Raw genomic sequence first — 23,317 nt, forward strand, 5'->3', positions numbered from 1 at the left:
GCTTCCGCAACCCCGAAAACCAGCGATTACGCACCCGCACCGCGACAACCCGACGCCACCGCGGACACCTCAACCCCGCCTAACTTCGAAGAGCCGTGATGAGTCAGCTCTGCCGCGCGCCGACAGGTCCGGCCGACTCATTCCTGTTGGAAGGACCGCAGTGTCGGCGTGCATCGAGCGGTCGACTTCCTGGAGATCCAATGCCGGCTCCAGGTGTCCCGCCCGGGTACGTATTTTCTCGCCGACTTCCACAAGTCGAACAACATCCCGTAGATCGTGGCGAACTTGATCGCAAACGGGCGCCCGGGCTGCTCCGGCGATGTCGATCTCGCATTCGCCCGCAGTGGATTCGGCCACCGGCCCACTGCCGGCCCGGCGGCGAGGCCTGCCTGGCGGGCGACCGCGACGAGCAGCCCTAGGATCACTGTGCGCGCTCGGCCGCCAGACTGACCGCCTGCCGGTTGCGGCGATCCCGACCGAAGCGATGATGTAGCCAGCAAACCAGCCTGGGGACACTAGGCCGACCAGGAATTCCCGCCAACGGAGAGGCCGGAAGTCGAAACAACCCAATGGGCGGAGTCGACCCTCCGTCAGGGCCCTGGGAACGGAACGTGACAGAGAATTGCCGTATTGGCCCATTCTGCGCAATACGACATCTTTTGGTACCAACCGGGCCCAAGTCGCTCTAGATTCGGCAGCAGCACAAGCCGAATAGAGCTGGGGGTCGAAATGAACTCGCACGAATGGGCGTGAGTCCTGCTTCTCGATGAGAAGCAGGCGCAGTACGCTTGCGGAGCGCAGCCCCTCGGTGACGAATGGGGATGACGGTTGACTTCGCAAGACCGACAGACCGGGACCGATCGGCGGCTACGGCCGCTAGTCGGTCTCGTCGTCGTTATGGCCGCAATCGCCGGCGCCGTCTCGGTCGCCCACCTGCCCAACTACGGCGCCCTGAGGGCCACCCTCCTCTGGCCCGTACTGATCACCCTGGTGGCGCTCGGCTTCATCTTCAAGGTCCGGATCCGGATCCGCTCCACCAACCACCACATCGCCTGGACCGAGACGGCGATCGTGATCGGCCTGGTGGTGGCACCCCCGTCCGTGGTCATCCTCGCCACCGGCTTCGGCGTGGCGATCGCCACCACCCTGATCCGGCTCCCGCCGATCAAACAGTTCTTCGGCATCGGCAAGAACATGCTGGTCGCCACCGCCGCCAGCCTGGTCCTCCAGCTGTTCCAGTGGCCCCCGACGAACTCCGACATCGCCAGCACCATCGTCCCGCTGACGGCCGCCTACCTCGCCGCCGTACTGCTCGACGAGTTCGTCACCCTGCCGGTCATCGCGATGGCCACCGGCACCTCGCTGGGAAAGTTGTTCCGCGAGGACTGGGGCCTGCGGCTGGCCGCCACCGTCACCCGCCTGGTCGTCATCATCGGCACCGTCCTGATGATCAAGACCGACATCCGGATGCTCCTCGCCGTACCCCCGCTGGTCCTCTGCCTGCACCTGCTCTACCTGGCCCGGGTCCGCACCCGCACCGAGCAGCAGGCCTGGCAGCGCCTCGCCCAGACCACGGACGCCCTCAATGTCGTCAAGCTGGACGAGGTCCTCACCACCGCGGTCACCCGGGCCGCCGAACTCTTCTCCGCCGACGAGGTGGAGGTGGAACTCCGCGACGACGCCCGGCTGGTCCGGGGCAGCAGCGAGGGGATCAGCTACGACGGCCCCACCACCGAGGCCCCCGCCACACCCGGCACGGTCGTGCCCGCACCCCTGGAGGGACACGACCGGTCCATCGACGTGGGTGAGCTGCGGCTGCGCTTCCGGGGCACCGTGCAGCTCAACGAACGGGAACGCTACACCCTGCGTACCTTCGCCTCGGCGCTGTGCACCGCGGTGCGCAACGCCCAGGCGTACGCCGAACTCGCCCGGGTGGCGCAGGCCCACGCCCACGCCGCCGCCCACGACGCGCTGACCGGGCTGGCCAATCGGCGGCAGCTGCTCGACGAAGGCAACAAACAACTGCACCAGCGGCACGCCGACGGGGTCACCGCCCTGGTCCTCATCGACCTCAACCACTTCAAGGAGGTCAACGACACCCTGGGGCACGCCGCCGGTGACCAGATGCTGATCCAGGTGGCCGAACGACTCCGCGCCGCAGCCAGCACAGGCGACCTGGTCGCCCGGCTCGGTGGCGACGAATTCGCCGTACTGCTGCGCACCCTGCCCGCCCCGGCGGTGGCCGCACCCCGGGCCGAGACCCTGCTGGCGGCGCTGCACGAACCCTTCCACATCGAAGGCCTCCAGATCAGTGTCGAGGCCAGCGGCGGTATCGCCGTCGCGCCGGCCGCCGGCGGGATGGTCGAATTGCTGCGCCGCGCCGATGTGGCGATGTACCAGGCCAAACGGGCCGGGCAACGGGTCGCCACCTACGCATCCGCCCGGGACACCGCCGACCTGGGTCGACTGGCCCTGGGCGGAGAACTGCCCCGCGCCGTCGCCGACCAGGAATTCATCGTCAACTTCCAACCCATCGTCGACCTCGGCACCGGCGAGGTGATCGCCGCCGAGGCACTGGCCCGCTGGCGGCACCCCGCCCACGGCATGATCGACCCACTGCGGTTCCTGGAGACGGTCGAACGATCCGGGCTGCTCCCCGCCTTCGCCGAGGCGATCCTCGACCAGGCACTCATCGCCGCCGGCACCTGGCGCGACGCCGGCTTCGACGTACCGGTGGCGGTGAACGTCTCCCCCCGCAGCCTGCTGGACGCCCGATTCCCCGGAGCCGTGCTGGCCCGGCTGCGCGCCCACGACCTGCCCCCGGACCGGCTGATGCTGGAACTCACCGAAACCCTCACCCTCAGCCAACTCGACGTGGTCGACCAGGTCCTCACCCGGCTACGCGACTCCGGCGTACGCCTGGCGCTGGACGACTTCGGGACCGGCTACTCCTCCCTGTCCCTGCTCTCCCGGATCCCGGTCCACGAACTGAAGATCGACCGCAGCTTCGTCACCGCCATGGAATCCTCCACCGAAGCCGCCGCCATCGTCCGCTCCACTCTCGACCTGGGCCGAAGCCTCAATCTCGCCGTGGTCGCCGAAGGGGTGGAACGGGAGCCGCAGCGCCGCGCCCTCTGGGAACTCGGCTGCGTCGCCGGTCAGGGACACCTCTTCGCCCGCCCACTGGCCGCCGGGGCCCTGCTGGCCACCCTGCAACGCGGCACCGCCGGCCGTCCAGGTCACCTGGCGACCGCACTGCACGACGCCGGCGCGGTGGTCCGGCTGGCACCCGGACGCCGTCAGGGTGGCCGGGGCCGGCCACCAGCCGGCCTGACACACTCACCCGGGTGAGTATCGCCACCGCCATCCCCTCCCGCCCGAAATGGTGGCACCGTCTCGACTCCACCGGCGGAGGCCTCGGCCTGGACCTCGGCCTCTACGCCGTCTCCGCCGCCTTCGCGGCAATCACCGCGGCAACCTCCACCCTGGTCACGCACCGACACTGGGGCGGCCTGGCCGCCCTCGGCTACCTGACCGCCGCCCTCCTGGCCACCGGCCAACTCCTGGTCCGTCGCCGGCGCCCCGACTCCGCCCTTGCCGCAGGGTCGGCCCGCTGGCTGGTCACCGGACTGGCCTGGGCCACCACCGCACTGCTGCCGCTGACCTGGCAGAGCATCCAGCGGGCAGCCGGGCGCACCGACCGGGCGCAGGAGGAGGTGCTGGTCGTCGAGGACTCCGGTCGTCGCCTGCTGGAGACCGGCACCCCGTACCTGGGCCCCGACTCGATCGCCGCCCTGCCGCCGGGCGAACAACTGCTCGGCTACACCCCGTACCAGCCGGGCATGGCCCTGTTCGGGCTGCCCCGCGCGCTGCACGAAGCCTGGTGGACCGACGCCCGGGTCTGGTTCACCCTCGGCACCGCCCTGGCCCTGATCCTGGCCCTGCGTCTGCTGCTGCGGCCCACCCCCACCGGGCCGACGGGCGATCCGGCCACCCTGCTGCGTGCCGTGCAGGCCGCCACCGTACTCCCGGTCTGTGCCCTGACCCTGGCCACCGGCGGGGACGACCTGCCCGTCCTCGCCCTCTGCCTGCTGGCCCTGGCCTTCGCCGCCACCGCCCGACCCGGCTGGGCCGGCATCGCGGTCGGGGCGGCCGGTGCCCTCAAGCTGTTCGCCTGGCCGGTCGCCGCGGTGCTGGTCATCTGGGGCCTCACCCGACGTGCCGGCCTGCGAGTCGCTGCCGGCGCGTTCGGGCTGCCCGCCCTGGCCCTGCTACCCACCCTGCTGGTCGACCACGAAGCCCTCGTGGAGAACGTGCTGCGCTTCCCCCTCGGACACGGCCTGGTGGCCAGCCCCGCCCAGTCACCCTTCCCCGGATACCTGATCGCGGCCAACGTACCGGCCGGTCGCCTCGTCGCCGCCGCGCTGCTGGTCGCGGCCGGCCTGGCCATCGCCGTCCGACTCGCCCGCCACCCACCCCGCACCGCCCGCACCACCAGCCTGATCTGCGGGTACGGGCTACTCACGGCGATCCTGCTGATGCCCACCACCCGATTCGGCTACCTGCTGTATCCGATCGCATTCCTGGTCTGGGCCCTGGCACTGGACCCTCCCCGGATCCGGCAACCGGCGGACGAAGAGGCCCCACGAGGCGTACACCTGAGAACATGAGCACCTACCGCGACCGCAGCGACGCCGGTCGGGCACTCGCCGAGCGGCTCACCGCACTGACCGGCCGAGCGGACGTCACCGTGCTCGGCCTGGTACGCGGCGGAGTGCCGGTCGCCCGGGTCGTCGCCGAACGCCTCGGCGCCCCGCTGGACGTGCTCGTGGTCCGCAAGCTCGGAATGCCCTGGGCACCCGAGGTGGCCTTCGGCGCCCTCGGCCCAGGCGGGGTACGAGTGCTCAACGACCCGGTCGCCCGCCAACTGAACGCCGAGGACATCGCCGAGGTCCAGCGGCAGGAGCAGGCGGAACTCGACCGCCGGGAACAGCTCTACCGCGCCGGCCGCCCACCACTGGACCTGACCGGTCGTACGGCTCTGATCGTCGACGACGGCCTAGCCACCGGGGCGACCGCCCGAGCCGCCGTCCAGGTCGCCCGGCAACTCGGCGCCCGCCGGGTCGTCCTCGCCGTGCCGGTCGGCGCCCAGGAAGCCTGCGAGCTCCTCAACGCCGAGGCCGACGAGGCGATCTGCGCCCGGCGACCAGCCGACTTCGGTGCGGTCGGGGCCTACTACGACGACTTCCACGAGATTTCCGACGAGGAAGTCACCGAGGCGCTGACCGCCACCGCATGAGCCGACCAGGTACCTTCGATTCATGAGCCTGACCTGTCCCAAGTGCCGCGGAGACATGCGCCAGTACGAGCGCAGCGGCGTCGTCATCGACCAGTGCGGCGAGTGTCGGGGCATCTTCCTCGACCGCGGTGAGCTGGAGAAGCTGTTCGAGGCCGAGGCCAACTGGAACGCCCAGCAGACCCCGCCCGCGCCGCAGCCCACCCAGCGGGTCACCCCGCCGGGCGGTTACCCGCCGCCCCCGCCCGCCCCGCACCAGCCGGGCTACGGCGCGGTGCCCCCGCCCCCCGGCTATCCCGCGCCCGCCCCCATGTACGGCCAGGGGCAGCAGCACTACGGCTACCACGGGCACTACCGGCGTAAGAAGCGCAAGAGCTTCCTCGACGACATGTTCGGCTGAGCCAGCCCACGACCTCCGCTCCGGTGCCGGATCAGACGGCGCCGGAGCGGGGGCGCTGTAGGCAGGAAGTCCTGGCCGCCTCGACGGCCCGCAGGTCAGACGATGGCCATGTCCACAAAGCGCGACAGGTGCAACTGGGCCGCCACCGTCACCGTGTCGGTCGGGCCATTTCTGTGCTTGGCAACAATGAAATCCGCCTCCCCCGCCCGCGGCGACTCCTTGTCGTAGTAGTCGTCACGATGCAGCAGGATGACAACGTCGGCGTCCTGTTCGATCGAGTTGTGAACGGCAATTCCGTTGGCGACAAAATTGTGCGTACCCAGCACGGTCGCGTCAAAGACCTCCTGCTCGCCGATCGGTTCGATGGATACGATCTCGTCCCAGAAGATGTCGTTGGTGGCGTGCAGGTCGAGATCGACTGCGTCGAGCACCTGGGCGATGCTCGCCAGCCGTGAGCGGCTCGGTGATCTCTTCCACATCGCACTACCGCAAAACTGTGTGCCAACCGCCCTGGCAAACTCGCGATGGGTCATGCCCCGGTCAACGAGGATCTCGCGGACTCGTTCCCAGACCTCGCGGGGCACGGTGTCGACGTTCGTGTTGCTGTTCGTCAACTCCAAGGCAGCGAGCAACCGCCCACAGTTGATCGATCGATTTCCGTGCACACCAATTTCACGCAGGAACCGCAGTTGATCGTCCCGCCCAGAGACATCGAGCGTGTACTGAGTGCGGTGACGTGCCACCGGTACGGCCTTCAAACGCGCGGTAATGCCATACCGAAGCAACAGTCGAGAGACATCCTCAAGCAGTCGTCGACTCGTTGACGAGTAGTAGATTCGGCCACCGCGCCCGGACTTATTGACGTGAACGCACCCATCGGTGGCCCACAAATGCCGGACAAACAGTGTCACCTGTTCCTTGGGCAGGCTGAATACCTGCTGCGGCACGAACTTTTCGTGCGACCTGAGCCCGAAGAGACCGAAACCGTCAAGCCATTCAGCAATCGGATTGCGTCGGCCCCGGGCAAGCCGATAGGGAGCAGGTAGCCGCAGGGTGGTGACCCGAGCCGCCGGATAGTCATCCCGGACAGCCGTGACGCCGAAGTGCTTGGCCGCCTCGGCGACCGCCTGCAGGTTGGCTTCGTCAACGCTGGCATATCGCACCGGCTGACGCTGGACGAACGACCCGTCACCGAGCAGGTGAGCAAGCAGGATCACCTCCGGTTCAGCCATAGGTCGAACGCTCAACGGTGGCGGTAGGTGTCGAGGCGTGGCGAGACGCGTACCCGCGGTCAACTCAGCGAGCGGCATCCAGCCGGCGAAGGTGAGAAACGGGTGGTTGGCCGTCGCGTCGATCTCTTTGCCCGACGCCAGCTTCATCCGGAACACCGGTCGGCGTCCACTCGGGAAAACGTGCGTCATCGTGCGTGGGGTGTATCGCAGGCTTTCGTCCAGCGCCCAGACGGGCACATCTCTGGCCCCCTGCGCCAGAAGCTGACCGAGAGTGACTTCGGAGTTGTCGTCGGCGCGGATGAGTCGGGTTTCGGCCGTCAGGCAGCCCGATTCACGCAGGTCGGACAGCTGTGGCCGCTTGTCGGTGCGTTGCTCCGGGCCACGGTTCAGCTGGCTGACCGCGATGACCGGGCACTCGACCTCCTTGGCCAGCAGCTTCAGTCCCCGGGACAGGTCCGCGACCTCCTGCTGCCGGCTCTCGGTGCGCTTCGGTGAGGTCATCAGCTGGAGGTAGTCGACCACGATCAGCTTGAGGTCGTGTCGCTGCTTGAGGCGGCGGGCCTTGGCCCGGATCTCCATCAGGTTCATGCTGGGGGTGTCGTCCACGAACAGCGGAGCCTCGCTGATCTCGCCCATGCAACGGGCCAGCTTGGTCCAGTCGTCGTCGGAGAGCTGCCCGCTGCGCAACACGTGCAGAGGCACCCGGGCCTCGGCCGAGAGCAGTCGCATGACGATCTCGACCTTGCTCATTTCCAGCGAGAAGATGGCCGCTGCCTGATTCGCCCTGATGGCAGCATTCCGGGCGAAGTCCATGCTCGCGGTGCTGTTGTGAGTGGGAATCATCGACCGACCGGCCAGGTACAGATGGTCCTCGTTGTCGACCGTCACGCACCGCACCGGGACGCTCGGCACCGGGCGCACGTCCACGATGTAGCGGGACCGGGTACCCGCGCGACCGACCGCAGATCGGCGCGTCGCGTGCGACTCGCGCTTCCGGGTCAGCCGGAACACCTCGTCCGAGGTCGAGAAGTTCAGCGTGAAAGCCGTCGAGCTCTCGGGAGTGCGACCGCTGACTCGCCTACGGTTGATCGAGCATCGATAGCCCAGGCTGACGACGAGCTCGTACACGTCCGCGGCCATCCGCTCCGAGGTGGTGGTGTATTGGACGGGTCCGGCCGGCGCGACGGTACCGTCGGTGTCGAGCAGTCCGGCCAGCAACTGCCGTCGCTGCTCCTCCGATGCTCGGAGGTAGGGCTGCGGAATGTGCTTGTCGTTCAGGACACCTGCGGCTCGGAGCAGGCCGGTGATCGCGGTTCCGCTTCCCGGGGTGACCAGGAAGCCATCGGCTTCGACGTACTGGGCGATCTCCGGGTCCGCCGACGTGAACCGGGCACCTGCGGAGTGCCCGTCACCCAGCCACACCCCAAGGGTGTACGGGGGGATCGGCAGATCCTCGCGGGCCGGCAGGGACAGCGGCCGAGCATTGTCCACCGCGTGGTTCGCGCGCCCGTCAGCCGGATGCCGCAGGGTCGCGGCGATGTGCTCGGTGGTGACGGCCCGAGGGTGTGCCACCGTCGTCTCGCTGTTCATGAGCCGATTCACCCGGCTCAGGTGCGCGTCGAACAACGCGTGGGCGCTGTAGGCGTCAACCGTCCGACGCCAGGGCCTGCCGTTGCGGGAGTACTGACGTTCGACCGTGCCGGCGACCCCGACCTTGGCAGCCACGACGTGCAGGATGTTCCGGAACTCGGAGCCGGCGATCTCCACGGCCTCCCGGTAGGTGACGAGTCGGTCCGGGGCGGCGACGACGGCCCGGTGTACGGCTACCGCCTTGGACGGAGCGTCCCACTGGTGACGCGGCCGGAGCTCATTCTGGCGGCGCGAGGCCCTGGTGGTCGTCGTCCACAGGTGCTCGGCATCGGCGACGATGACCGAACCGTCGGAGAACTCGACCTCGTAGCAGGGGCGACCGTGGCGGACCTCGAAGGCGTGTGTGACGGTGGTGGGTCGGCCGTCCGCACCGATCAACTGATCGCCGACCTGCACCTCGCCCATCGTCGTCCAACCGGTCGGAGTCGGCAGGGGTGTGTCGAGGGCGAGTGCCTTTCCGAGACCAGGTCGGCCCGCCACGATGATCAATTGGCCGGCGTGCAGGCCGTTGAGCAGTCGGTCCAGGTCGGTGAAGCCGGTGGGTACCCCGGTCATCACCCCGCCCTGGGCGCCGACGGCCTCGATCTCGTCGAGGGTCGGCTGGAGCATGTCGGCTAGTACGGCGAAGTCCTCGCTCACCCGCCGCTCGGTGACGTCGTAGACGGCCTGCTGGGCCAGGTCGACGATGTCGTCGACGTCTCGGCTGCCGCCGCTGGCGGTGCCGTAGCCGAGCTGGACGATGCGGGTACCCGCCTCCACCAGGCGCCGCAGCACGGCGCGCTCGCTGACGATCCGCGCGTAGTAGGCCGCGTTCGCGGCCGTGGGCACGCTGGCGATCAGGGTGTGCAGGTAGGGCGCGCCACCGACGCGGGCAAGGTCACCGGAGTCCGCCAGGGCCGCCGCCACGGTGATCGCGTCAGCGGGCTCACCGCGGCCGTAGATCTCCAGGATTATGTCGAAGATGGTGGCGTGCACCGGCCGGTAGAAGTCGTTGGTCTTGAGGATCTCGACGACGTCGGCGATGGCGTCCTTGGACAGCAACATGCCGCCCAGAACGCATTGTTCGGCGGCGATGTCCTGCGGCGGGGTCTTGTCGAAGTGGCCGTCTGATTGCGGCGGGCCGGATGATGGACCGCCCCTGAACGGCTCTGTCCGCATGTCGTCGGTGACCGACACTGGCCCCCCTCCACTGCGTCGGTGCGGCTCCGGGCAGGCTCGCCCGGGGTACCACCAAGGTTGACGTCCGCGTCGATCGGGGGCCATCGGGCGGGCGGCTGGGGCCACCATACGGAACCCGAGGTCAGGCACTCAACCGCAGCGGTGGACGAGCCTCGGGACAACCTGTGGACACCGGTGGGCAGAGCTGTGCGCAGGTTGTGCACAGGGTGTGGATAACCGTTGAAGATCCTCCCGTACATCCACTCTGAGCTGCACAAATGCAATCCACAGCCTGTGGACAAGAATTTCCGGGTAGGGCTTTGTCCCGATACTCCCGTAGGATCGGTGCCTACGGCTACACCTGGACAATCGGTGGCCTACGGCTACACCTGGACAGCGGATTGCACTTTCGGTTGAGAAGGGTCACGCTCCGGCCGTGAGTTACCGGGACTGGGCACGCGGGGAGGATGGCCCGCGTGAGCGACGGCCGGCCGCGTCGTGGGCCGATCCCGTCGAGAGCGGTCCGGAGGATCGCTACGACTCCGCCGTCGAGCGTTACCGCACCCCGAGCCGCCGCCGGGCCATCGAGCGTGGGCAGGAGGAGCCGGCCGAGCCGTACCTGCCGCGATGGGCGCTGGAGTCGGGCGTACGCAGCGTAGACGGTGGCGGCCGGCACGCCGCCCCGGACGACGATGACGCCGACGACGAGGCCGGTCCCCGCGATGCGGGCAGTCGTCGTACCCCGGAGACCACCGGCCGTGGCCGGCGGGCCGCTCGTTCGGCGGAGCGTGACTTCCCGTTCGCCGCTCCGGAGTCCTCCTCGGATCACATCCGGGAGTGGCGGTTCGACCGACCCCAGGACGACGGGTACGTCGGCAGTCGGCGGGCGGCCGACGATGACCCGGTGTCCGGTGTGGCGCCGCGGAGCCGGCCCCGTCGGGCCCAGTCCCGGCACCGCCAGGTGACCTGGTCGGACCTGCCCGAGGAGAGTGAGCAGCCGACCGGCTCAGAGCCGACCGCCACGGAGCCGGCGCAGCGTCGTCGTCGCGCCCCGGAGTCCGCTTCCGCCCCGGCGGTGGATCCGTGGGAGCGGGCGGCGGAGCCGTGGGAGCGCCGGGCCAGATCGGAAGGCGTACGGCCTGCGGTCGATCCCTGGGACGCTTCCGGTCTGCATGCCTGGCACCAGCCTGCCGAGGCCGGTATCCGGGGGGAGCCGACTTCCGCCGACCCATGGGACGCCGACAGCACCAATCAGTGGCTGCGGACCTCCGGCTCGGATCAGTGGCTTGAGCCGGACCAGACGGGTCAGTGGGAGGGTGCGGCGGCCGAGACCGACCAGTGGGATCGGCGGCGTGGCGGGACCCGGTGGGAAGGGTATTCCGGGCCGGATCAGTGGGACCGTACGCAGCCTCCGGGTTCGCGAGCCACCTCGGGTGCCGGGCAGTGGTCCTGGGCTGAGCCAGAGCCGGAGCCGGCGCAGGAGGGTTTCTGGCCGGGCACCCGGTTGGCCGGTGACGATCCGCGTTGGGTGGAGGCTAGTGCCTCGGCACCGAGATCGCCGGTCGTCGGGTACACCGCGCCTCGTCCGCGTACGGCTGCCCGGCCGCGCCCGGTCGCGGCGCCTGCGCCTCGGCAGACGGGTATGGCCTCGGTACGGCGGCGCATCGAGGCGGTCGGTACCGGCGGGTGGAGCCGGCGGCTGGAAGACGACCTGCTGGACCCGGATCCCGGGGCGCCCTGGCTGCCGCTGCTCTACACCGCGGGCTGCTATCTGCTACCCGCAGTGGTGATCTTCATCTGGCTGCTGACCTTGGATGGTGCGCCGCCCACGGGCTGTGTGACCGACATCAGCGGCGGGGGTTGCGAGTCGCCACGGGCCCGGGCCTTCGGAGCGATGGTGGCGGGAACCCCCCGCTTCGGACTGGCGTTGGTGAGCAGTCTGGTGGTCGCCATGTTGTTGCGGCGGGTCGGTACCACCTGGAAGCCGACGACGGTGGCGCTAGCGGCGGCGGTGGTCGGTGGCGGCCTCTCCACGGTGTTGATCAGCGCGGTGACCGGCCAGCCCATCGGCTGAGGGGCCGCCGCACCGGCGGACCCGGGCTTGCCTCGCGCCGCCGATGGTGCGCTCAACGTGACCGGGCCTGCACCGTGCTGGTGCAGGCCCGGTCAGTTGCCGTCTTGCGGGGTCAGCCCTGCACGACGTTGAGGTTGAACGTGGCGGTCACCTCGGGGTGCAGCTTGATCCGCACCGGGTGCGACCCGATCGACTTGATGTGACCGGACACCTCCAGCCGACGACGGTCGAGCGACGGGCCGCCGGCCGCCTTGACGGCGTCGACGATCTCGGCCGGGGTGACCGAGCCGAACAGCCGACCGCCCTCGCCGGCGCGGGCCTTGAGGTTGACCTTGAGTGCCTCGAGCTGGCCCTTGACCTCGTTGGCGTGGCCGAGGTCGCGGATCTCCCGGGCCGAGCGGGCCCGCTTGATTAGGGTGACCTGCTTCTCGGCGCCCTTGGTCCAGGCGATCGCGAAGCCCTGCGGAAGGAGGTAGTTACGGCCGTAGCCGTTCTTGACCTCCACGATGTCGCCCGGGGCGCCGAGCCCGGACACTTCCTGAGTCAGGATGATCTTCATGTCGGCACCTCCTCTCAGCGGGCCGTCGCCGTGTACGGCAGCAACGCCATCTCACGGGCGTTCTTGACCGCGCGGGCGATCTGCCGCTGCTGCTGCGAGGTGACGCCGGTCACCCGCCGAGCGCGGATCTTGCCGCGGTCGGAGATGAACTTGCGCAGCAGCGCGGTGTCCTTGTAATCGATGTAGGTGATCCCGTCCTTGTCGAGCGGGTTCACCTTCTTCTTCGGCTTGCGCAGTGCCGCAGCCTTCGCCATTGCTCTTGCTCCTGGTTTACGATCACGGGCGCTCGGCGCCATTAGAACGGTGGCTCCTCATCGAAGTTGCCGCCACCCGAACGTGAGGGTGCCGGTGCGGCCGAAGCCCAGGGGTCGTCGAAGTTGCCTCCGCCGCCGCCCTGGCCACCACCACCGCCGCCGCCGAAGCCGCCGCCACTGCCACCGGAGCGGGACATCTTCTGCACCTTCGCCGTGGCGTAGCGCAGGGATGGGCCGATCTCGTCGACCTCCAGCTCGATGACGGTGCGCTTCTCGCCCTCGCGGGTCTCGTAGGACCGCTGACGCAGCCGGCCCGACACGATCACGCGGGCGCCGCGCTGAAGCGACTCCGCCACGTGCTCCGCGGCCTGACGCCAGACGGTGCACGAGAGGAACAGCGGCTCGCCGTCCTTCCACTCGCCGGAGGCCTTGTCCATGAACCGGGGCGTCGAAGCGACCCGGAACTTGGCGACCGCGGCCCCGGAGGGGGTGAACCGCAACTCGGGGTCATCGGTCAGGTTGCCGATGACCGTGATGGTGGTGTCTCCTGCCATGACCATCTCCTCGCGCACTCATACGTATGCCGTACAGGTTCTCAGAACCCTCCGACAGCACGGATGAGGCTGATCCGGGTGGGGGCTGGGTGGATTGCTTAGCGCATCTCCGGCCGGATGACCTTGGTGCGCAGCACGGACTCGTTGAGCCGGAGCTGACGGTCCAGCTCCGCCACGGCCTCCGGCGTCGCCTGAAGATCGACGACGGCGTAGATGCCTTCGGCCTTCTTGTTGATCTCGTACGCGAGGCGCCGGCGGCCCCACACGTCGGTCTTCTCCACCGAGCCACCCGCGGTCCGGATCACGTTCAGGTACGTGTCGAGCGACGGGGCGACGGTGCGCTCCTCGAGGCTGGGGTCGAGGATCACCATGATCTCGTAATGACGCAAGACTTACTCACCTCCTGTGGGCTATGCGGCCACGGTCCTTCCGTGGCAGGAGGTCGTGCGTCGTGGCCCGCCCCGACCAGGGGAACCCGATGCGGGAGCGGACAACCTGACCAGAATACCCGGCCCAGACGATCACCAGCCGCGAGGTGACCGTGCACAGCGAGCCGGGGGTCCGGGTCGACGTCGCTGTCGACCCGGACCCCCGGTTCAGATGACCGCGAGGCGCCTCGTCCGCATTCCTTGGGTGGGACCTGGGGAGGAACGACCACACCGATGAGGTTGGACCGGAGACGCCCCGCGGAGCTTTATCATGTTGTTATCTGACGTTATCGCTGAAGTCAGTGCTTCGCAGGCGAAATCCCAGAATTACCGACAAATTCCTCTACCGCCGGTCGTCGATGCTCGCCACCGACCAGATTGCAGTTGTCGACATCCACCGGGATCAACGACTCCGGTCAGCCACGGTGACGCGATCCGGTGGTGGGTCACCATGCCTGTCAGGTACGCGACGTAGGCTCCCCTGCATGCGTATCGGAGCCCACGTCGATCCGACCGACCCGCTGGCGGAGGCGACTGCCCGAGCGGCCGACGCCGTGCAGTTCTTCCTCGCCGACCCCCAGGGTTGGAAGGCGCCACAGCCGCGTGACGATGCGGAGCGACTGCGCACCGCCGAGGTCGAGGTCTATGTGCACGCGCCGTACGTCATCAACGTCGCCACCGGCAACAACCGCATCCGGATTCCCAGCCGCAAGTTGCTGCTCGCCCACGCCAAGGCGGCGACGGCCATCGGCGCCAAGGGCCTGGTGGTGCACGGTGGGCATGTCAACGCCGGTGACGACCCGCAAACCGGCTTCGACAACTGGCGCAAGGCCCTGGCCTACGCCCAGGAGGCGGGCGGCTTCGGGCTGCCGGTGCTGATCGAGAACACCGCCGGCGGTGAGAACGCCTGCGCTCGACGGCTCGATGCCCTGGCCCGGTTGTGGGACGCCGTCGGTGACCACGAGGTCGGCTTCTGCCTCGACACCTGCCACGCCCACGCCGGTGGCGAGGAACTCCTCGACCTGGTGGATCGGGTCAAGGCCATCACCGGGCGGATCGACCTGGTGCACGCCAACAACTCCAAGGACGGCTTCGGGTCCGGTCGGGACCGTCACGACAACCTGCGCGGCGGGACGATCGACCCGCAACTGCTGGTGGCCGTGATCCGGGCCGCCGGAGCCCCGGTCATCGTGGAGACCCCGGGCGGCACCACCGGGCAGAGCGATGACATCGCCTTCCTGCGCACCCAGCTCGACCCGGAGACGGCGGTGCGATGACGACGGACCAGTCCTCCTCCGGCAGCCCACGGCCGACCGCCGGTGACGATCCGCTCCGCAGAGATCCCGCCGAGGGGCGGCCCGACACCGAGTCGGTAGCGGATACGTCGACCTCCGGTGGCGAGAAGCCGGCCCAGGTCGACCCGGACCCGAAGCAGCCGAAGTCCGATCGCACGGCAGCGCAGCCCGCCAACGGCAACGGCCGCAAGCCTGCCGACAAGTCGGGCGAGGCGAAGACGGGCAAGGGCGCCAGCCCCACGGCTTCCTCGGACGCCGGTGCGAAGAAGGCCTCGGGGCAGCCGGCCGGCAGCACGGACCAGGCCGGCACGAGCAACGAGCCGATCCCCGGTGCGGCCAGGAAACCAGGACCCGGTGACAGCGCGGAGCCGCCGACCGGCAGGGGCAAGAAGCCGACCGGCGACGGCGAGAAGCCCGCAACCGGCAAGGACAAGCCCGAAGACGACGCGGCCAGCAAGGACAAGAAGCCCGAGGACGATGCGGGCAGGAAGCCGGGGACCGACGAGGGTACGAGCGACGGCAAGGCCGAGGACAAGGATCCGTGGGCCGCGTTCGGGCCCGCCCCCGAACCGAGGCCGAGATGGTACGGGCGGCTGGCCCGCCGGTCCGGTCGGCTCCTGATCCACGAGTGGACCCTGGCCGTACTCGGCTCTCTGGCGTTGGCCGTGCTGATGACCTGGCCGACCCTGCGCTATCCCCGTCACACCCTGCCCCACGACTACTGGGACCCGAGCCTGCAGGCCTGGCAGATGGCCTGGTCGGGGCAGGCCCTGCGCACCGACCCGGCCCAACTGTGGCACTCCAACGCCTTCTTCCCGGAGCGGTGGAGTTTCGCCTTCTCCGACACCCTGCTCGGCTACGCGCCGGCTGGGCTGATCGGTAGCGGGCCCGAGGACGCCCTCCTCCGGTACAACATCATGTTCGTGCTGGCCCACGCGCTGGCCACCTTCGGTGCGTACGTGCTGGCGCGTCAGCTCGGTGCGGGCCGGATCGGTTCTGCGGTGGCCGGGGTCAGCTACGCCTACGCCCCCTGGCTGTTGTCCCAGGCGGGACACCTGCACGTCATCTCCAACGGAGGCATTCCGTTGGCCCTGGCCATGCTGGCCCGGGGGCACGGTTGGTCACTGCGGCACGGCTACCGACCCGAACACCGGCATGAGGGCTGGGTCTACACCGGCTGGTTGGTCGCCGCCTGGCAGTTGAGCCTGGGCTTCGGCATCGGCCTGCCGTTCGCGTACGTCCTCGCGGGCACGGTCCTCGTGGCCCTGCTGATCTGGTTCGCCAAGCGGATCTTCTGGCGGGTCAAGCGACCCTTCGGTCAGCGGCTGTTCGCGGCCGACCTGATCGGCGGGCTGATCTTCGCCGGGGTCGGTGTGCTGCTGGCCATGCCCTACTTCACGGTGGCGCAACTGCATCCCAACGCCGAGCGCAGCATCGACGACATCGCCGCCTTCTCGCCGCCGGCCAGCAGCTTCGTCACCGCCCCGGGGGAGTCCCGCATCTGGGGTGGGCTGCACGAGGGAGCCCGGGCCATCCTGCCGTGGCACCCGGAGATGACCCTGCTGCCCGGCTTCGCGCTCTACGCGCTGGCCCTCGGTGGCCTGTTCTTCTCGATCTGGACCATCCGGCAACGGCTGTTCCTGCTGGCCGGGGTCCTGGTGGCGATGATCCTGTCGATGGGCACCCGGTTCTTCGGCGGCGACTTCACCTACGGACCCCTGTTCGAGTACCTGCCCGGCTGGAACGGCATCCGTACCCCCGGTCGGCTGATGCTCTGGGCCACCCTGCTGCTCGGGTTGCTGGCGGCGGGTGCGGTGAGCGCCTTCTCGCAGCGGGTGCGGGAGGTCTACGCCGAGCGGATCCCGTCCTGGCCCAGCCCGTGGCTGCGGCTGGCCACCCTGCTGCCGTTGCTGCTGGTCATCGTCGAGGGCACGAACACCACCCCGCATCCGGTGGTGCCGAAGCAGCCGGCCGCCATGCGGACCGTCGACGGCCCGTTGCTGGTGCTGCCCAGCAGCCAGAACCACGACCAGCCGGTGATGCTGTGGTCCACCACCCGGTTCCAGGACGTCGTCAACGGCGGCAGCGGGTTCACCCCTCGCCAGCTCAACGACGTCCGCCAGGTGACCATGACCTTCCCTGACCAGACCAGCGTCGACTACCTGCGCACCCTAGGCGTACAGAATGTGCTGGTGCTGCGCGAGGAGATCGCTGGTACGCCGTGGGAGGTCAGTGTCGACGCGCCCCTGGACGGGTTGGACATCACCCGCGAGGAGATGGGCTCCGTCGTCCTGTTCCGGCTCTGAGGCTCCGGGGCACCCCGGCGGGGTGCCCCGGACGCTCAGGTCGTCGGGACCGGGGTGGGCGTCACGGCCGCCGGGGCCTCTCTACGCTGGCGAAAGCGGTCGAGCCAGGGCGCGTCCGGGGTGCCGTCGAGGAGACCCCCGTCGGGGTCGTCGGCGTAGTTGCGGCGTACGGCGTCCTGCTCGGGGTGCAGGATCTCCCGGACCACGAGTACGCACAGGGCCACCACGGTGCCCAGGCGCAGGCTGGCGGCCAGCACGAACACCCCTTCCGGGATGACCGGGGTGCTGGTCGCGGAGCCGAGCAGTTGGCCGTAGAAGGCGACGAAGTAGCCGACCTCGGCGATCTGCCAGGCGATGAAGGCTCCCCACTTGGGTCGGGCCAGCACCAGCAGCGGCAGCAGCCAGAGCACGAACTGCTGCGACCAGACCTTGCTGAAGATGAGGAAGGCGGCTACCACCAGGAAGGCGAGTTGGGCCAGGCGGGGCCGGCGCGGTGCGAGCAGGCCCAGGGCGCCGATGGCCAGACAGGCCAGCCCGAACAGCGCGTACGACAGGTAGTTCAGGGTGGGGATGTTCGCGTCCAGCCACTGGAAGGGGCCGATGGCGGCCGGGTCGCCGAACTTGCCGTCCAGGTAGCGGGCGATGTACCAGAGGGTTCCCCAGTCGATCGGGCGCTCGGTGTTCAGTTCGAAGAACCGGTTCCAGTTCTCCCGGTACGGAATCGCCGCCGGGAGGTTGACCAGCACCACCGTCACCGCCGCGGTGATGATGGGCACCACGGCGGCCCACACCCGGTTGGCGCGGATGGCCAGCACCAGAATCGGCCCCAGGATGAACAGCGGCCACATCTTCGCCGCACCACCCAGCCCTATCAGCACTCCGGACAGGGCCGCGAGTATCAGCCCGGAGCGGCCGTCGCGGGTACGCGCCCAGACCAGCAATCCCAGGGCGGCCAGGCCGATGGCCAGGAAGTCCCAGTTGACGGTGGCGGTGAGCAGCAGCGCGGGGGAGAGCGCGAACAGCGCCGCGTCCCAGGGTCGTCGGCGGCGCAGTGACAGCAGCACCATGACGGTGGCCAGCGCCAGGGCACCGAGCACGAGTGCGTTGAGGTTGTAGAACCACTGCCCCTGGTTGATCTCCGGGTTGCCTTCACCGGCGGCGTGCACCGGCAGCCCCAGGGCACCCATGAAGTACCCGGTCAGCACGGGGTACTCGACGGGGTGGTCCCGGTAGGGCACGGCGCCCTCGTTGAGCCGTTCGGCGTAGTAGAGCGCCAGCACGTCCGTGTAGCAGAACCGGGTGTACTGCTCGTTGTCCGTCCAGGCACCGTCCTGGCAGGGCGATTTCTGTACCCAGTGCAGGACGAGGGTCAGGCAGGTCAGCGCCAGGACGATCCGTACCGCGTTCCAGAACCGCCCGCCGCGTTGGCGGTCGCGGCTGACGGCGTGGTCACCCAGCGGACCGCCGATCAGGCCGGACAGCCCGCGAACGAAGCCGTCGGAGCGGGACGGGTGGTCGATGGCATCAGGTTCATCGATGCCCGGCGTCGACTTCGTGCTCATGACCGTGCATCCTGCCGTATCAGTTGCCCGGGTAGAAGCCGAAACCGCCCCGACATCACAGATCGCCGTCCGGCCGCCGGTATGACCCTTGCCGGAAACCGCCGTGGGCGGCCGGACAGGTGTCCGGCCGCCCACGGGTCGAGATGCCTAATCCCGATCTGTCGATCTCGTTGGTGGCAGCAGCCCGCCACCCCCACCACCCGGTCGGGTGTCGCCAGGGCCCCCGGGCAGGGGGTTGGTCGGGGTGCCACCGTTGTCCCGGCCGCCGCCCCGGTTGTCGCCGCCGCCGTTGTTGCCCCCGCCCAGCCGGCAGAGGAAGTCCGTCGGCTCGCAGTCGGGCTCCTCGTTCTCCGGAGGGGCGGGCCGGATGCCGTTGCCGGCCTCCTCGTCTCCGATGCCGGTGATGCTGGGCAGGTCGGAGGGTTCGTACCCCTTGAGGGCCTGCTCCATGTACCGCTTCCGCAGCTGGGCGGGCAGGCTGCCACCGCTGATGTTGCGGCCGTTCCCGTCGACGATGGCCCGCTTCTTGGTGTCGCGGCTACCGATCCACACCGCCGTGGCGACGTTCTTGTCGTAGCCGACCATCCAGGCGTCCTGGTTCTTGCCGGTGTCGCCGAGCTGCCAGGTACCGGTCTTGCCGGCCAGGGGACGGTTCTGCACGCTGGCGTTGTTCTTGCCCGGGATCTCCTTGAGCACGGCGGTCACCTCATCGGCGACCTCCGGACGGATCACCTGCTGCGGCTTGAGCTTCTCGCCGGTGCCCGGCACCTTGTCCCACTTACCGGTTGCCTTGTTCAGCTTCTCCACCGTCCGCACGAAGTGCGCCTTGTTGTACTTGCCGCCGTTGGCGAGGGTGGCTAGACCGTTGGCGTGGTCCAGCACGGTGATCCCGTACTGGCCGTAGGCGACCACCCGGTCGAAGTGCTTCGGCGCGAGGTCCTCCGGCTTGTTCTTCATCAGGTCGAAGGGCTTCGACTTGTCGTCCCACATCGTGCGGACGCCGGCCCGTCGGGCCATGTCGACGATCTTGTCCGCACCGATCTTGTCCGCGATGTGGAAGAACGGAACGTTGTACGACTGGATCGTCGACTGCTCCAACGAGCACCACTTGTCACACTGCCCGCGCAGGTCACGGTTGGCGTTGCCGATCTGATCCTTGTAGCCCTCCGGCTTGAACGGCGTGGCGTCCCAGTGCGACTTGACCGAGATGCCGGCGTCGACGGCCGCCGCCAGGGTGTAGACCTTGAACGTCGAGCCCGGCGGGTGGCCGCCGACCAGGTTGCCGTTCTGGTCGGTGTTCATGCCCGCGTAGTCATAGTCCGCGCCGCTGTTGCCGCCGTAGTAGGCCAGCACCCGGCCGGTCTTCGGGTCGACCGAGACCACCGCCGGCATGAGGTTCTTCGGCTGATCGGCCAGGAAGGCGCCCTTACGGCCGACCTGGGCGACCTCCTCCAGTGCCTTCTGCATCTTCGGGTCGATGGTGGTGGTGATCCGGTAACCGCCTTCGCGCAGTTCGTTCACGCAGGTCGGCTTGCCCTCTTCACCGGTCTCGGTGCAGATGCCCCACTCGGCCATCTCCTTGCGGACATAGTTGATCACGTTGCCGCGCGGGGAGGCCACACCGAAGCCGTTGTCCTTCTTGACCTTCTGGACCTTCGGGTACTCGGTCGGGCGCTCGGGCTTACCCGGCACACCCAGCCAGCCCTCGTCGACCATGCCGTTGATCACGTACTCCCAACGGATCTTGGCTTCGGTCGGGTTGACCTCCGGGTCGAACCCCTTGTGACCGGCGCTGGCCACGGGCTGCTTGATCAGGGCGGCGAGCACTGCTGCCTGCGCCACGTTCAGCTTCTTGGCGGTGGTGTTGAAGTAGGTCTGCGCCGCCGCCTCGATGCCGTACGCCCCGCGACCGAAGTAGATCACGTTGAGGTAGTTCTCCATGATCTCGTCTTTGGTGAACTGGTCGTTCAGCTTCGAGGCGAGGATCGCCTCCTTCACCTTCCGGGAGTAGCTGACGTCCTGGAGGTTCTCGTAGGCGTTGCGGGCGTACTGCTGGGTGATGGTCGAGGCACCCTGCTTCTCGCCGCCGGAGAGGTTGTTCCAGGCGGCCCGGGCGATGCCCTTGTAGTCCACACCCGAGTGCCGGTAGAAGTTCCGGTCCTCGGCGGCGGCGACGGCATCGCGTACGTGCTGGGGGATGTTCTCGATGGTGACGAAGGTGCGGTTCTCGTTGCCGAGCTTGGCCACCAGGGTCTTGCCGTCCTTGGCGTAGACCGTGGTGGACAGCGGCAGCGGGATCTCCTTGGGCAGCACCACGTTCGTCGAGTAGTAGGTGAATCCGACGACGCCGATGCCGGCCAGCATGATGAAGACCGCGAAGCTGGCGATCAGCAGGTTCATCCGCTTGCGCCGACGGGCCCGGACGCTCGCCTTCGGGTCGCGCCCACCCCGTCCGAGACCGCCGGGTCCACCCGGACCACCGGGACCGCCTGGCCCACCCGGGCCACCGGGGCCACCGGGGCCACCGACGCTGGCCCGCGCCACCGCGGCCCGACCGCCCACCGAGGCCGAACCGACACTCGCCCGCCCGGCCGGGGCCGCGCCCACGGCGGCGGCTCCTACCGAGGCCCGGCCCGCCGGCCCGCCGTGCGCCGGCGAGACCGGCACGGAGGCCCGACCGGCCCAACCCGGCGCCGGTGAGACCGGCACGGAGGCCCGACCACCGGGAGCGGGTGAGACCGGCACGGAGGCCCGACCACCCGGAGCCGGTGAGACCGGCACCGAGGCCCGACCCGATCCGGAGCGACCGACCGAGGCCGAACCGGCGGGTCGACCCGGCGGCGGTACGCTCGCCGAGCCGCCGACAGAGGCACGCCCGCCGACCGAAGCGCGAGCCGAATCGCCCGCACCGTCCGGTCCGGTCGACCAGTGGACTCCGCGCGGGTCACCACTCGGGCCGCGGTACGCGTCGTCCGCCTGCCCCGGGTCGTCCTGGCCCGGTATCCGGGCCCGGCCGCGCGAGGAGCTGGGATCACCGTACGAGTTCATTCCTCACACCCTGCCGTCGCAGTGGGGCGCTGTCGCGCCGCCACCGGTTTGCCGTGAGATGCGACACCCGCGCGCACGGCACGGGGGTGCCGTGGAGCGGGTATCAGATCCGAATCATTCGGACCATTCGCACTTATGAGCTGTCGGTGACCCCGGCCAGTTATCTCACGGCCGGAGTCGGCCGATCGCGCTCGAATCACCGTTGGGCCTCTCGCCTTCGCCGAGCATTCGCGCCAGCAGCGGCGGCTACCCCACCGGCCGCTTCCTGCTCCGCCTCGCTGTCGGTCAGTCCGTCCCGCCCGAGCAGGTACTGCTCCACCAGATGGTTCCAGTCACAGCCGAGGCACACCTCCACCACGAACACCTGGAACTCACGCAGCGTCATCGCCAACATCGACAACTCGGCCACCGTCCGGGCCTGGCCGGCGGACTGCTTGAGTTCGTCGCCGTAAATGTAGTGGACGAGGGTGAGGTTCTCGCTTCGGCAGATCGGACACCGCTGGTCGGTGGGCTCGCCGTGGAACCGAGCCGCGTTCTTCAGGTAAGGAGAGGCGTCGCAGAGGTCATAGGTGCCGACCCGACCGGCGACGAGTTCACGCAGCAGCGCTCGCCTCCGGAGCGAGTAGTCGACCACCTGCCGCTGCGTACGCATGCGGCAAAGGGTACGCGGTCTCGTCAGACGAGGCGACCACCGTCACGATCTGTGATCGGCACACCTCGGATACGAGGGTTTACCGGAAGGGGTTTGCCCCAGTCGAACCGAGACGCTACGGTGCGATGTATCGGTCCGATACATCGTGTGGTTAGCGATCCACGCACAGGGTAATGGGGAGGGTGGCCCGATGCTCGAGCTGGCCATCCTCGGCCTCCTCCAAGAGGCACCCATGCACGGCTACGAGCTGCGCAAGGAGCTCACCGCCAAGCTTGGGGCGATCCGGGCAGCTATCAGTTACGGCTCGCTCTACCCCACCCTGCGCCGTCTGCAGGCGGCAGGCTGGATCACCGAGGCCGCCGAGACACCCGCCACCGCCGAGGAGGTTCCCGCGCTGACCAGCCGACGAGGTCGGGTGGTCTACACCATCACCGCGGAGGGCAAGGAACGCTTCGCCCAGCTCATCGCGCAGACCGGACCGGAAACGTACGGCGACACCGGATTCGGCGTGCATTTCGCGTTCTTTTCCCGAACCGACCAGGCGACCCGACTGCGCATCCTGGAAGGTCGCCGCCGCACGATCGAGGAACGTCGTGAAGGACTTCGCGACATGCTGGGCCGAGCGGCCGAGCGCCTCGACGCATACACGCTGGAGCTGCAACGCCACGGCCTGGAGGCCTGTGAGCGTGAGGTCCGCTGGCTGGAGGAGCTCATCGCCAACGAGCGCTCCGGCCGTGCCCCGACGGTCCCGAACGACGGGACGGCCGGCGGCCGACGAGAAGACAACAGCCCGCCTCCGCCTGGAGAGTCCAGGAAAGAGCGGCCGTGACAGAGAAGAAGGAGGCACAC

16 protein-coding genes are annotated in these 23,317 nt (G+C 69.1%); 8 read left to right on the forward strand and 8 right to left on the reverse strand.

Going from position 1 to position 23,317, the window contains the following annotated elements:
• Positions 1 to 897: 897 nt before the first annotated feature.
• The 4 genes from ABZ795_RS18655 to ABZ795_RS18670 are packed head-to-tail and all read left to right on the forward strand — an operon-like array spanning position 898 to position 5,696.
• A complete protein-coding gene (locus ABZ795_RS18655; protein WP_357531257.1) occupies positions 898 to 3,351 on the forward strand; it encodes a bifunctional diguanylate cyclase/phosphodiesterase in 2,454 nt (817 codons plus the stop codon).
• 2 nt (positions 3,352 to 3,353) lie between these two features.
• Positions 3,354 to 4,670 (forward strand): glycosyltransferase 87 family protein, encoded by a 1,317-nt coding sequence (locus ABZ795_RS18660; protein WP_357531332.1) that lies wholly within the window; start codon positions 3,354 to 3,356, stop codon positions 4,668 to 4,670.
• The gene (locus ABZ795_RS18665; protein WP_357531258.1) at positions 4,667 to 5,299 is read left to right on the forward strand and encodes a phosphoribosyltransferase; all 633 of its coding nucleotides are present in this window, start codon (positions 4,667 to 4,669) and stop codon (positions 5,297 to 5,299) included. Before ABZ795_RS18660 ends, ABZ795_RS18665 begins: the two co-directional genes overlap by 4 nt.
• A gap of 22 nt (positions 5,300 to 5,321) precedes the next feature.
• Positions 5,322 to 5,696, forward strand: a complete 375-nt coding sequence (locus ABZ795_RS18670; RefSeq protein WP_327023541.1) for a zf-TFIIB domain-containing protein — start codon at positions 5,322 to 5,324, stop codon at positions 5,694 to 5,696.
• 95 nt (positions 5,697 to 5,791) lie between these two features.
• Here ABZ795_RS18670 and ABZ795_RS18675 read toward each other — a convergent pair whose 3' ends face one another.
• The gene (locus ABZ795_RS18675; RefSeq protein WP_357531259.1) at positions 5,792 to 9,865 is read right to left on the reverse strand and encodes a replicative DNA helicase; all 4,074 of its coding nucleotides are present in this window, start codon (positions 9,863 to 9,865) and stop codon (positions 5,792 to 5,794) included.
• A gap of 307 nt (positions 9,866 to 10,172) precedes the next feature.
• Between ABZ795_RS18675 and ABZ795_RS18680 the strand changes: the two genes are divergently transcribed.
• Positions 10,173 to 11,810 (forward strand): hypothetical protein, encoded by a 1,638-nt coding sequence (locus tag ABZ795_RS18680; protein WP_357531260.1) that lies wholly within the window; start codon positions 10,173 to 10,175, stop codon positions 11,808 to 11,810.
• A 112-nt stretch (positions 11,811 to 11,922) separates the two neighbouring features.
• Here ABZ795_RS18680 and rplI read toward each other — a convergent pair whose 3' ends face one another.
• The 4 genes from rplI to rpsF all read right to left on the reverse strand — a co-directional run bounded on the left by rplI (position 11,923) and on the right by rpsF (position 13,566).
• The gene (gene rplI / locus ABZ795_RS18685; protein WP_013736574.1) at positions 11,923 to 12,369 is read right to left on the reverse strand and encodes a 50S ribosomal protein L9; all 447 of its coding nucleotides are present in this window, start codon (positions 12,367 to 12,369) and stop codon (positions 11,923 to 11,925) included.
• Positions 12,370 to 12,383: 14 nt separating this feature from the next.
• Positions 12,384 to 12,623 carry a 30S ribosomal protein S18 gene (gene rpsR / locus ABZ795_RS18690; protein ID WP_007073789.1) on the reverse strand — a complete coding sequence of 80 codons (240 nt, stop codon included), beginning with the start codon at positions 12,621 to 12,623 and terminating at the stop codon, positions 12,384 to 12,386.
• A 41-nt stretch (positions 12,624 to 12,664) separates the two neighbouring features.
• The gene (locus ABZ795_RS18695; protein WP_357531261.1) at positions 12,665 to 13,195 is read right to left on the reverse strand and encodes a single-stranded DNA-binding protein; all 531 of its coding nucleotides are present in this window, start codon (positions 13,193 to 13,195) and stop codon (positions 12,665 to 12,667) included.
• 80 nt (positions 13,196 to 13,275) lie between these two features.
• The gene (rpsF, locus tag ABZ795_RS18700; protein WP_013736576.1) at positions 13,276 to 13,566 is read right to left on the reverse strand and encodes a 30S ribosomal protein S6; all 291 of its coding nucleotides are present in this window, start codon (positions 13,564 to 13,566) and stop codon (positions 13,276 to 13,278) included.
• A gap of 524 nt (positions 13,567 to 14,090) precedes the next feature.
• On the opposite strand from rpsF, the gene ABZ795_RS18705 reads away from it, so the two are divergent.
• Entirely contained in the window at positions 14,091 to 14,882 is a 792-nt protein-coding gene (locus tag ABZ795_RS18705) for a deoxyribonuclease IV (RefSeq protein ID WP_357531262.1), read from the forward strand.
• Positions 14,879 to 17,206, forward strand: coding sequence for a hypothetical protein (locus tag ABZ795_RS18710; protein WP_357531263.1), 2,328 nt, complete (start codon positions 14,879 to 14,881; stop codon positions 17,204 to 17,206). Before ABZ795_RS18705 ends, ABZ795_RS18710 begins: the two co-directional genes overlap by 4 nt.
• 35 nt (positions 17,207 to 17,241) lie before the next feature.
• Here ABZ795_RS18710 and ABZ795_RS18715 read toward each other — a convergent pair whose 3' ends face one another.
• From ABZ795_RS18715 to ABZ795_RS18725, 3 genes are all read right to left on the reverse strand, one after another.
• Positions 17,242 to 18,768, reverse strand: coding sequence for a glycosyltransferase 87 family protein (locus tag ABZ795_RS18715; protein ID WP_327023536.1), 1,527 nt, complete (start codon positions 18,766 to 18,768; stop codon positions 17,242 to 17,244).
• A gap of 147 nt (positions 18,769 to 18,915) precedes the next feature.
• Positions 18,916 to 21,816, reverse strand: coding sequence for a transglycosylase domain-containing protein (locus ABZ795_RS18720; protein ID WP_357531264.1), 2,901 nt, complete (start codon positions 21,814 to 21,816; stop codon positions 18,916 to 18,918).
• Positions 21,817 to 22,012: 196 nt separating this feature from the next.
• The gene (locus tag ABZ795_RS18725) at positions 22,013 to 22,468 is read right to left on the reverse strand and encodes a DUF5318 family protein (RefSeq protein WP_357531265.1); all 456 of its coding nucleotides are present in this window, start codon (positions 22,466 to 22,468) and stop codon (positions 22,013 to 22,015) included.
• A 190-nt stretch (positions 22,469 to 22,658) separates the two neighbouring features.
• Here ABZ795_RS18725 and ABZ795_RS18730 point away from each other — a divergent pair, with 190 nt between their 5' ends.
• Positions 22,659 to 23,297 (forward strand): PadR family transcriptional regulator, encoded by a 639-nt coding sequence (locus ABZ795_RS18730; RefSeq protein ID WP_327023533.1) that lies wholly within the window; start codon positions 22,659 to 22,661, stop codon positions 23,295 to 23,297.
• Positions 23,298 to 23,317 lie beyond the last annotated feature (20 nt).

The organism is Micromonospora sp. NPDC047134, from assembly GCF_040643455.1.
In the GTDB taxonomy this organism is placed as follows: Bacteria; Actinomycetota; Actinomycetes; order Mycobacteriales; family Micromonosporaceae; genus Micromonospora.